Source organism: Dubosiella muris, from assembly GCF_004793885.1.
Taxonomy (GTDB): domain Bacteria; phylum Bacillota_I; class Bacilli_A; order Erysipelotrichales; family Erysipelotrichaceae; genus Dubosiella; species Dubosiella muris.
On sequence record NZ_SRYG01000036.1, the window covers coordinates 1 to 11,914 of the forward strand.

At 37.4% G+C, this 11,914-nt stretch carries 7 protein-coding genes and 2 CRISPR repeat arrays; all 7 genes read right to left on the minus strand.

The window, feature by feature from the left end:
* Positions 1-90: 90 nt before the first annotated feature.
* Positions 91-2,413: direct repeats of the CRISPR family, unit length 33 nt; unit sequence ATTTCAATCCACTCATCCCAAACGGGATGAGAC.
* A gap of 159 nt (positions 2,414-2,572) precedes the next feature.
* Entirely contained in the window at positions 2,573-2,866 is a 294-nt protein-coding gene (cas2, locus tag E5336_RS11760) for a CRISPR-associated endonuclease Cas2 (RefSeq protein WP_277820868.1), read from the minus strand.
* A gap of 10 nt (positions 2,867-2,876) precedes the next feature.
* Complete coding sequence (cas1c, locus tag E5336_RS11765; RefSeq protein WP_135981296.1) at positions 2,877-3,905, minus strand: type I-C CRISPR-associated endonuclease Cas1c; 1,029 nt, start codon at positions 3,903-3,905, stop codon at positions 2,877-2,879.
* Between the two features lie 3 nt (positions 3,906-3,908).
* Positions 3,909-4,568: a CRISPR-associated protein Cas4 gene (cas4, locus tag E5336_RS11770; RefSeq protein ID WP_135981297.1), complete on the minus strand. Its 660-nt coding sequence runs from the start codon at positions 4,566-4,568 to the stop codon at positions 3,909-3,911.
* Positions 4,565-5,476: a type I-C CRISPR-associated protein Cas7/Csd2 gene (gene cas7c / locus E5336_RS11775; protein WP_135981298.1), complete on the minus strand. Its 912-nt coding sequence runs from the start codon at positions 5,474-5,476 to the stop codon at positions 4,565-4,567. Before cas7c ends, cas4 begins: the two co-directional genes overlap by 4 nt.
* On the minus strand, positions 5,473-8,049 hold the full coding sequence (gene cas8c, locus E5336_RS11780; protein ID WP_135981299.1) for a type I-C CRISPR-associated protein Cas8c/Csd1: 2,577 nt from the start codon (positions 8,047-8,049) through the stop codon (positions 5,473-5,475). Before cas8c ends, cas7c begins: the two co-directional genes overlap by 4 nt.
* On the minus strand, positions 8,046-8,702 hold the full coding sequence (cas5c, locus tag E5336_RS11785; protein WP_135981300.1) for a type I-C CRISPR-associated protein Cas5c: 657 nt from the start codon (positions 8,700-8,702) through the stop codon (positions 8,046-8,048). Before cas5c ends, cas8c begins: the two co-directional genes overlap by 4 nt.
* A gap of 193 nt (positions 8,703-8,895) precedes the next feature.
* Positions 8,896-11,082, minus strand: a complete 2,187-nt coding sequence (gene cas3, locus E5336_RS11790; protein ID WP_135981301.1) for a CRISPR-associated helicase Cas3' — start codon at positions 11,080-11,082, stop codon at positions 8,896-8,898.
* Between the two features lie 306 nt (positions 11,083-11,388).
* Positions 11,389-11,894: a CRISPR direct-repeat array (repeat unit 33 nt; unit sequence ATTTCAATCCACTCAACCCAAGAGGGTTGAGAC).
* The last annotated feature ends 20 nt before the right edge of the window (positions 11,895-11,914 follow it).

Here is an 11,914-nt window from a genome sequence, read left to right on the forward strand (position 1 = left end):
CAGTCAGGAAATAAAAAAATCTATTTATTTTATCCGTTTTCTTGACATAGGACCATGTTGTGTATTGATGCCTTGCATCTGTACCATATCATTTCAATCCACTCATCCCAAACGGGATGAGACATTATATGCTCCGTGTGATTGTACTTTATACGATATTTCAATCCACTCATCCCAAACGGGATGAGACTTTTTAAAGAAAAATAGTTATACGGATGTGTTAATTTCAATCCACTCATCCCAAACGGGATGAGACGTCACGAATTTCAATTTTATATCCTTTCTTTGTATTTCAATCCACTCATCCCAAACGGGATGAGACTGTCAAATCGAATTGAAGGCGATGCAAAATATTGATTTCAATCCACTCATCCCAAACGGGATGAGACTTTTTCAGCTTTCTATTTCCTTTAAAACTGCATATTTCAATCCACTCATCCCAAACGGGATGAGACCCCAAGGATAATTGACATCTTTCAATTCTTCAATATTTCAATCCACTCATCCCAAACGGGATGAGACGATTTTATCACCTGACTTCTTTGTGATGTCCTTTATTTCAATCCACTCATCCCAAACGGGATGAGACGAAGACATCACACCAATTCAGAAGCAGGATTTGATTTCAATCCACTCATCCCAAACGGGATGAGACTATATCAGGGACATGAATTTGACAAAGAGCATATCAAATTTCAATCCACTCATCCCAAACGGGATGAGACAGTCGTTTTAATTCGATCTCCGAATCCGGGACTGGATTTCAATCCACTCATCCCAAACGGGATGAGACTGGTTCCAACGGGTGCGAATTTGTTTACTTCTGTATTTCAATCCACTCATCCCAAACGGGATGAGACCGCACAAATATTGTTTGAATTGCGGACAAGCACTTATTTCAATCCACTCATCCCAAACGGGATGAGACCGTCTGAAAACCGAAGCTCGGCAGTTAAGATCACATTTCAATCCACTCATCCCAAACGGGATGAGACTGGTATAATATCAGTGTCAAGACATTAGTCTTGTTTATTTCAATCCACTCATCCCAAACGGGATGAGACGCTTGATTTCATTAAAGAGTTCGCCTGCGACCATATTTCAATCCACTCATCCCAAACGGGATGAGACACGTGAGGCGGACAGAACGAGACTTAAAACTCTATGATTTCAATCCACTCATCCCAAACGGGATGAGACTGGATGGAACGAGCGCTCTATATATAGATGGACGGATTTCAATCCACTCATCCCAAACGGGATGAGACATCAAAAAAGGATTTGACGAGTGTATGCGGGTGCTATTTCAATCCACTCATCCCAAACGGGATGAGACTCGGTTTTTCCCGCCTTGGTACCAAGCAGAAAATATTTCAATCCACTCATCCCAAACGGGATGAGACGCGGATATTTGCGCCGTTGAACTACAACCACTTATTTCAATCCACTCATCCCAAACGGGATGAGACTTATGCTTTTTTCGCTGATTTCAAATTCCAATTCTAATTTCAATCCACTCATCCCAAACGGGATGAGACTGACCGCGGAAGATAAATTCTTTTGGGTTTACGTATTTCAATCCACTCATCCCAAACGGGATGAGACCGATTTCAACCTCAAAACGCGTGTGGGAAGGCGTATTTCAATCCACTCATCCCAAACGGGATGAGACAATCGCGTTTGACTATCAGTGTAACACCAAATACATTTCAATCCACTCATCCCAAACGGGATGAGACCGCCACAGCTATTATGGCGCCAGTCTTCTTTTTGATTTCAATCCACTCATCCCAAACGGGATGAGACAGGCGGAAACATGTACGAAAACCAAGTAAAAGAGTGGATTTCAATCCACTCATCCCAAACGGGATGAGACCGCGGATATTTGCGCCGTTGAACTACAACCGCTTATTTCAATCCACTCATCCCAAACGGGATGAGACATCGTTTGGTGCTATGATTGGAATCCTATTGATATTTCAATCCACTCATCCCAAACGGGATGAGACTCTTTATGATGAAGACGACACGAGTATTTTCAGTATTTCAATCCACTCATCCCAAACGGGATGAGACTTTTTTCTCCTTTCTTTGGTTAAAAACAAAAAGATGATTTCAATCCACTCATCCCAAACGGGATGAGACACGAACAGAAACCTACTACAGATAATTCTGGTAGTATTTCAATCCACTCATCCCAAACGGGATGAGACGATTCGATTGGTCGTGGAAGGAACACCGCAGGATATTTCAATCCACTCATCCCAAACGGGATGAGACATCTGTCCTTGATGCCTTCCGTCAATTTTCGGAATTTCAATCCACTCATCCCAAACGGGATGAGACCCATCACTTTGACCTTTCCGCTCGAATAAACGATATTTCAATCCACTCATCCCAAACGGGATGAGACCATAAAAGTTTGAAGCAAATTCACCATTGCTTCATTTATCCTCAATAGAATAAACAAAAAATATTTTATAGTTCACGTATATTCTTTTTGAGCAAATTAACATTACATTTCTAGGTGCGAGTCCCTCCGCTTTTGCATGAGCACTTCATATTCGCACCTTCAGAAAATTAAATTATCATCGACATCAATACCATTATCCAATCCATAGACTTCAATTTTTGTACGATAATTTTTACCTAAATTATAGAAGCGTACACTATCTACTTCCATTTCAATAATATCTAATATTGCTTTTTTTAATTTTAAATACTCACTTTGATCAACAATACATTCATACGTCGAATTTTGCACTCTTCTTCCATAAGAATGACATTTTTGACCAATCTTTAAAAGTCTTTTTTCTCCATGTTTAAATTTTGTATTGATGTCATACACTACTAGTACTAGCATCATTTTATCCTTCTTACTTCCATAATATTACAGGATAAGCATCCAGTTCATCTCGTAAATATTTTGCCAGCAACGACGCTTGTACATACGGTGCGAGTCCCCACTCCATCTTTTCTTTTAAATATGGGTGAGTAAAAACTTCTAATTTCTTCTTCTGCCATTCTGAAAAAAATTTTTTCTTGCCATTTTCCGTTAACAGCACTGCGCCGTTTTCAAGGATTTTAAAATCATTTTTATTAATTACACGTTTGTTAATCATACTTAGCACAAATCGATCACAAACAAGCGGCCTAAATTCCTCTACAAGATCTAAGCTTAACGCTGGTCTTCCAGAACGTTCCACATGAAATGCTCCAATATAAGGATCCAACCCTACAGATTCTAGGGAAGAAGTAATCATTGACACTTCTAAAGTATACGCTAACGATAACAAAGCGTTCACTCGATCTAGTGGTGGCCTCCTTGATCGACCTTTAAATTCAAAACCATTTTTTTGAAGAATCATTTCAGAAAACACTGAAAAATATTTTCTAGCTGCCTCTCCTTCGATTGCTCGCAAAAAATCTTTATCGGTACATGATGAAATTTTCTTCATACAGATTAATAAATCATTTGATACTCGTTTCATCTTTTCCATATCAATTTGCATTGGATGATCACGAATATATCGTTCAATAAGCCATCGCGAATTATAAATTTTACCTAAAACACAGTTCTTCGCAATATCAAATGATACCATAGAACACATTTTCTGATATTGAAGTTCTCTTAAATATACATTTCCGGTGATTGGTGGTTGGATTCTCGATAAATAGGATCCATTGGGATCCAGAAAAACAATCGAAATATTCATCGTAGCACATAATTTCATCAGTGAGGGACTTACGCCTCGATATCCAAATGATACGATGCCTTCAAGATTATGAATGGGAATCCTTCCGACTTCCTTACTCTCTTTATCATACATAATGATTGTATCTAATTTGCACCCTAAATAATAATCCGGAGTCAAAATGTATAACGTATTTTTTAATTTTCTCATTCATCACTCCTCTTTCATCGCTAAATGAATATATTCCAAGACAGATTTCCCGTTATCCTCGGGTATACAAAGTTCTTTTAATGAGCATTGTTGACATTTTTTACTTTTCTTTACTTGAGGAATGTGCTGGTTTTGAAAATAACTATGCATCTCTATAAAATAGTCTTTTACTTTTTGTTTAAGTTCTGCCGTTATCTTAATTTCCTCTCTTCTCTTAGTAGTGGCATAGTAAATCGCCCCATAATGAATAGGAAAGCAAAACATTTCCTCTAAGCAAATCGTCTGTGCCACAAGCTGCAAAACATCTTCGTCGCTCACTTTCGGTTTTCCCTTTTTATATTCGATTGGATAAACAGAGAAGAGCCCCCGATGCCCAAAAACCGGAACTCCATCTTTATCTTGACGCAGTTCAACTACATCACACTCTCCTGTTATGCCAAGTTCATGCGATACGACTTTCATTCCTCTTGCAATAATCACATCTTTCCTCTTTTCATTCAAAAAAGGATCGTGAACTCTTTCATGGATCTGCTCCCCAAGCGTGGTATGGTAATTCTCCGCCCATTTCTTGTCAATATGGATCAATCCCCATTGACGCCTACAAAATGCAAAATGTTGAATACCCGAAATCATCAGGTATTCAACTTCATTGTACTTATTCATACATCTTTTCTTTGGATTTCGACCGATTGCGGAATCTTGTTTTCATGAATAATTACTTCATAATCATCATATTTTCTCGGTGTACCAACATCTGGTTTTTTCACAACTTCTACCTGATCAAACAGCTTATGAGAAGGGCAGTCACCAAACTCTGAAGAATGTTTGAATACAATCAATTCTCTTACCGCCATTTTTCCACGAGAAGCAGAATGGTCATTTTCAAACATATTTGTGATAGCTTCCCACAATAAATTTAAATCATCTTCGGAAAAACCAGTAACTTTTTGGGCTAGATTAGCGGAAATAAAACCTTCTGCACGATACAATCCGTAAGGAATAAACGTTTTTTTACCTATTGTATTTTTCTTGGTCTCAGCATCTTTTTCGGTTGTGACAGCCATACGCGTAATCGAAATTTCCTGAGGAAAAATTGGATCAATACTTTGTGCAAACGTAAATTGAACTGGTCCAGTCACCTGTCCGCAGTTCATTCCACCTTTTACAAAAGTTGTCATGACAGCGCCAAATGTTCGAATATCATAATAATTTTTACACATAAAGTCTCGAGCCATCAAATCACCAGCCGCATCTTTTTTTACTCTCTTCTTTTCATTTTTACTTTTTGGATCATCGCTTAATTCAAGTCCAACATAATTGATTGCTTCTTCATCCTTCAAGTTTAATGGAGTTCCCTCAGAGATATAAATCTTGTACCCTTCCACATTCTCACGAGTCATTGCCACGTAGTTTCGAATCTTTCTTTTCAAACATACATCGGTCACATATCCCAACTGGGTCTCCGGATCAATTCGTGGGAGGTTTCCCGCATCCGGATCTCCGTTTGGATTTCCATTTTCACAATCAAACAAAACCACAAAATCATACCGATTCTTGATTACTTCACTCATTCTTCAGTTCCTCCTTCTATTTCTGAATCTTTTTTCTTTTCAAAGATTTTTTGTCTTTGCTGATAATAACCAATCATGAACTCACCTTGCTCTGTTGTATTCATGATTTTTGGATAAAATCCAGCTAACCTTTTAGTCAACTGTTCAATAAGTTCTGACCAATAAATGGACGCACCATAATTCTTACGATTCAACTTTCTTAAATGATATTTTGACAGCATGAGTAATTGTGAATAAACTTTTCCAGGAGACATAGCGGCAGCACTAAAATACCGATCTTTAATTGTCGTATTCAGTTCTTCGTCCGCAGAGTCTTGCTGCACCACCTCTAAAATACTGAACAGGCGTCCTAAAACATATGGTTTGCTTATTGCGCTTTCATTCAATCGTGCCAGCAGTGAAGCTTTGTCTTCATTTTCAGCTTTCTTTGCAAATAGTTTGCGCCTCTGCTGATAATAACCAATCACAAAGCTTCCTTGTTGTTCAAAATTCATCATTTGTGGAAAAGTTCCATTTAATAGATTGATGATTTCTCCAATGCGTTTATCATCCACAATGTATAATCCTGTATTTTTAATGCGCAATTTACGCAAATGATTACTGGACAACATCAACAAATTCGGGAAAACCCGCGATGGCGAAACAGATGCTGATTTGAAAAACTGGTCTTTGATTGTTGTCCCCACTAGCCGATTTGATTTTTTTGGGGATGAGGATCGTTCCACCACTGTTGAGTCTAAAAAATCATCTTCAGAATCCTGCTGTAATTTTTCCAAAACGCTAAATAACCGCCCCAAATTATATGACTCGTTTAATGAATGTTCATTTAAGAAAACTTCTGGAATCTCAGCGGCTTCTTCATTTCCATTCTTTTTTTCAAAGAATTTTTGTCGTTGCTGGTAATAACCAATCACAAATTCCCCTTGTTCATCTGGATTCATCGTTCTAGGAAAGAATTCATCATTTAAGGAACTAATAATATTGCCAATAAGCTTATCCGCATTAACATAGGCACCAAAATTTTTAGATCGTAACTTGCGCAGATGATTACTGGAAGACACGATTAAATTAGGAAAAACCTGAGCTGGTGATGCGGCGGCAGAATTAAAATATTGTTCCTTGATTGTCGTATTCAATTCTCCTTCTGTGGAATCTTGTTGTAGTTTTTCCAAAGCACCAAATAACCGACCTAAATTATATGGTACACTTGATGATTTTTCATTTAACGTCTCCGTTAAATTCTCCACTTTATAGTTCCTGTTCTTTAAAAGAAATGCTTTAATTATAGATGCTCTTTCCCAGCTCACATTTCCTCTTTCTGCTTGAATTCGTTGCATAATGCTAGAAAAAAGTGTTTCCGGATAAGGAGCGTTATTTAGTACCGACACGAGCAAGTCACCGACTAACGCAGATTTAGGTGCCTTATCTTTTGATTTCTTATCCACCGTCTCCTGAACCAAACGATAAAAATGAATAAAGTCAAAATCAACATAAGCCGGCTTCGCCATTTTCATCCGTTCATTATGCTTTTGAAGATTGCTTAAAATAGATCCAAAGCTGTTCTCTAGAAAAAAGCGAGCGGAAATACGCGCGGCATTTGGCGTTAATCCCAAAATAAAGAAAGGTTCATTCGCGTTAATATTGGCGTCGATCATCTGACCGCGGCTCAACCTTTTAAAAACATTATGAATGATCTCATCGCTCTTTTCACTTTTAGTTAAAAACGATCCAAATATATCCTGATATTGCTTATCTGCGCTTTTTGCCCAATAAATGAATTGAACGTCTCCAATCCCTGTATGCGATTCTCTGTTTGACAACAAATAATTTAAAGTTGTGACATATTTAAAAGCCGCTTCCTCTCCAACTGCCGAGTTGCCATTCCTGTCAAGCCCATATGAAGTATAAGACTCATCATTAAAAGAAATCAATGCTGCTCCTGGTTTGGCACCAGGCAATTTAATACCTAAATGAATTTCAGGAATATAATCTTCTTTTCCAGTAATAATACACCTTCTTGTTTCGCCCTCCAGCGTTTGATTCATATAGCTTTTCCAAGCATTTTGAACCAAAACATCATCTTGCGCATATTCTCCATCTAACCTAAAAACTAAATTACCAGTTGCTAATATTTTTAAATGCGCCGTAATCAAATTACTCGGATGATCTATATCAGTTTGAAAAGTATCAAAATACTTCAAAATAGCCTGAGCTATCTTAGAAGGTACGCCATCTAAAACTTGATGATGAAGCTTCCTGGCCGCCTCAAATTTCTTAACAGTCGCTTTTAAACTATCCTTTTTATATTCTATTCCTAAAAAATAAGATAAGTTATCACAAAGAAAATTTGGTAAGATGCCGCTTGTTCTTTTTAAAAATGCCTGAGGAACTAACATGGATTTCTTTATCAGTTTTCCTTTATCTGATTCAGCCACTGGAATCAAACTAAGCAAATTGCCTTCTTCATCAAGATCCAAAACTCCACTAACCTCCCAATATGCCCAGTTTTCTTTCGGAACCGTACCTTTTTTGGCCATCTCATCATACAAATCAACTAAACTTTTGATAATCATCGAAACACCTCGACATTCCCCATTTCAACAACCCCGTTCTCCATCACCGCGTTAAAGAACATTGGCGTGTAATGCTGTGGATCAGAATAATCCATTCCATATAACATTAATCCAAACTCTCTCGTTCCCTCACCCTCATAGCAGGACACTTCTTTTCCAGTCGCTCTCTCAAAATAAGCAGGAAATTCTCGACATCCAAAATATGGTTGTTTATAACATTGACCTTTTTCAATTCGTCGATTAATAATCGAGGCAAATTTAGCTTCTGAATCCGTCTCATTCATCTTTTCTGGAATCAGTTCAAAATGATATTCAATAATGTATTCCACATTTGTTAAAATCGAGGAGTTTCTCATGGCGATATCCTGATTGCGATCAAGATAAAGGAGCTCTTTTTTCCCTTCCAAAACCTTACGAACTTTATCCGCTGAAACTTTACTTTTCAATTCATTTCGCTTAACAGAAATCCGTTCGATTGGATTGATCACTTTCACACGGTCAATCACATATTTCAAACCTGGATGCCAGTAAATACTTTCAGCGATCCCCACTAACGAGGATGGGGTGGGAATGTCATAAGAATATCTTTCCACTTTAAGCTCCGGTCTTGAAAATAACGCTCTATCTCCAAATACTCGAATTTTATATCCCATACTCTTTTCCTCTCCTTTCTATACTTCTATAATATTTTTTATGGATATGAAAATCAACCTGTTTTCTCTCTTTATTTGATTTTAAAAAAAAATATGCTATTGTTATGACGTCTTCTGAAAAGAAGTGGATTGAAATTATAAAAGATTTTATGGCGTAAAGGTAAGGCGTGGCAACTTTTGTTTGCTGCGCCTTTTACCAAAATATCGCATTCCCTCCTTCGTCATTCTCTAAAAGCAGGCCTATATTTTCGTCATAAGCTTCTTGATCCATTAAGATAAATAAATTCGTAATGGCCTCCATCGGTTTAATTTTCCCTAAATTGTAAAACTGTTTGATTCTCTGATGCGGCATAGAAACCGAATACCTTTGAATCATTTTTAAATCATCCTTTGTTCCATATTTAGATTGCATTCTAGCGATTGCATCCTTATTTTCTTCATTTGGAATCACAATTAAGGAAGAATCCTCCTCAATCAATTTAAATTCTTTACCAATCGTTTTTAGCTGATAATTTTCCTCTTTTTTCAAAATATCCTTACAATCCAGCGATCTCTTCAAATCATATAATTCATGGAAATAAACTGTTGCTGCATCTGGATCATTGCAATCTATCCCCTTTTTAAATAAAGATTTTGTTATTTCAATTTCCATTTTTTGACTTGAAGCACTCTTAGCCCCTTCCAATTCAAATATATAAGTCTTAGAATCCTCTTTGTTCCGTTTTCCTTCTCGATTTGAACGACCTCCGGCTTGAATGATTGAATCCAGACCAGCCATTTGTCGAAAAACTGTATCAAAATCTAGATCTACACCTGCCTCTACCAAACTTGTCGCAATCAATATAACTTTCTGTCCATTTTTCAGACGCGACCGGATCATTTCCAGCGTTTTTTCTCGATCCGCCTTATGCATTGTTGTCGATAAATGAAACAATATTTCTTCCGGCACCTTGTCTTTCAAAGATTTATACAAATCTTGTGCAATTTTCCTTGTATTCACAATACACATCGCACAATGTTCTTTCTCTAAACGATCCACCAGAGCGTCGCTTGAAAATATACCTAGATTTTCATAAGTCGTCCTCTGGAAAAAATCGAATTGATTTTGAACAGATGGACATATCTCCTCTACAACTTTAAAATTATTTAAATAATTATCCAAAGCGGGCTGCGTCGCTGTACAAAAAACAGCCGAACATCCAAAATAATCAACCAACTCATGAATCATATTCAAGCACGGACTTAAATAATTTACTGGAAATTTTTGTGCTTCATCAAACACGAAAACACTATTAACTAAATTATGATTTTTTCTACAAGAAGAAGACCGATTTGAATAAAAAGATTCAAAGAATTGTACACTTGTCGTCACTATTATGGGTATATCCCAGTTTTCAGAGGCGAGCCTCATCATCAAACCATATTCATCCTCTTGAAATTCATAATTCGAGTGATGTTCCAAAACATTTCGTTCTCCGGCAAATTCACGAAATACGTCTGCATTTTGTTCAATAATCGTTGTGTATGGAACAACATAAATAATATGAGCCATACGATTCCTTTTTGCATGTTCCAACGCAAACATCAATGAAGAGATTGTTTTTCCTCCTCCCGTAGGGACAGTCAACCTAAAATAACCCGGATCCGTATTTTTTCCCTTCTCCATTGCCGTTCTTAATATATGGCTCCTCCGCCCATTCAAAGTTGCTAAAGAAGCCTCTTTCAACCATCCTTTTTTATCAAGCTTCTCTTTCACAGCTTCATAAATTTCAACTATCGCATCTCCATTCTTTCGTTTTATCTTTCCTCTACTCATAAATGCTTCTGTATCAAGGAAATCCGCATCAACAAGACTTGAATATAATAATCTTGTCAAAGTTGCCATATAAAGGTATCGTTCTGTTTCCGAACTTGATTGATCCAGTTTATCTAAAACTTCTTTAATTTGATTCGTATCCAGAGAAATTTTTTTCACTTCACTTTGATATGCACCATAATTCGAAAGATTTTTTCTCTTCATTCTCGCTCTAAATGTCGGTGAATCTGGTGTGTCGCCGCTACTCCCTAAATCACACAACCCGCTATGATGAGACATAATCGGCAAGGAAATCAATAAATCTGTTATATTTCCAAAATCATATAACGCCTTTGTCAACTGAGCTCCTGCTGTAGAATGATCCACACGATTCGTTCCACCACGCACACGTTCCTGAAATTCAGGAGAGTATTTCCCCACATCATGGAAATTTCCATTGATTTCTCCGATATTCCTCATTCCAAATTTTGCGCTAAACTCTCCCGCCAATTTAGAAACATTATTTAGATGATCAATCAATTTTTGTTGATCTCCATCTTCATTTGTATGTCCAATCCAATCCATATTCCCACCTTCTTTGTTTGCATTTTTTCAACATTATAATTCTATATAATATAATTATAGCCCCAAAAGTTATGAATGCGCTATCATTTTTGGAAATTTATATTTTGACTTGGAATAAAACGCCATAAGAGCGCTGTAGTAAATTTATTTGAAGCAAAAAGCAGAAAGATACCATTTCCTTCCGCTCATTAAAGAATAATTAACAACTATATAGTTCTTTGCAAAATTTTATTCTTCCCAAAAGAAAAAAGAATATCTGCCGTATGGATTCAATTACCCTTTCTTCAAAAACTATCTGATTCATTATCATTAATCCACTCAACCCAAGAGGGTTGAGACCTCCGGACTCGTACTCCAAATCCAAATCGACTCTATTTCAATCCACTCAACCCAAGAGGGTTGAGACTATCGCAGCAATTGTACCGTGTGCGTAAAAGTTGATTTCAATCCACTCAACCCAAGAGGGTTGAGACTCGCCCAGCGTCTTGGGATGACCGTCGTCGTGCTCCATTTCAATCCACTCAACCCAAGAGGGTTGAGACATGGCAGCGTGTAAGGCTCATACTTTTGCGTTTTATTTCAATCCACTCAACCCAAGAGGGTTGAGACGGGGTGTATTTATCTGGAAAAGTACAGGTACACCAAAATTTCAATCCACTCAACCCAAGAGGGTTGAGACAGAAGATTCAAACAAGTTTATTCGTTCTCCGATATTTCAATCCACTCAACCCAAGAGGGTTGAGACATATCGACAAAAAGAAAAAGGAATGGGGTGAAATATTTCAATCCACTCAACCCAAGAGGGTTGAGACCGAAATGCTTGGAAATCCAC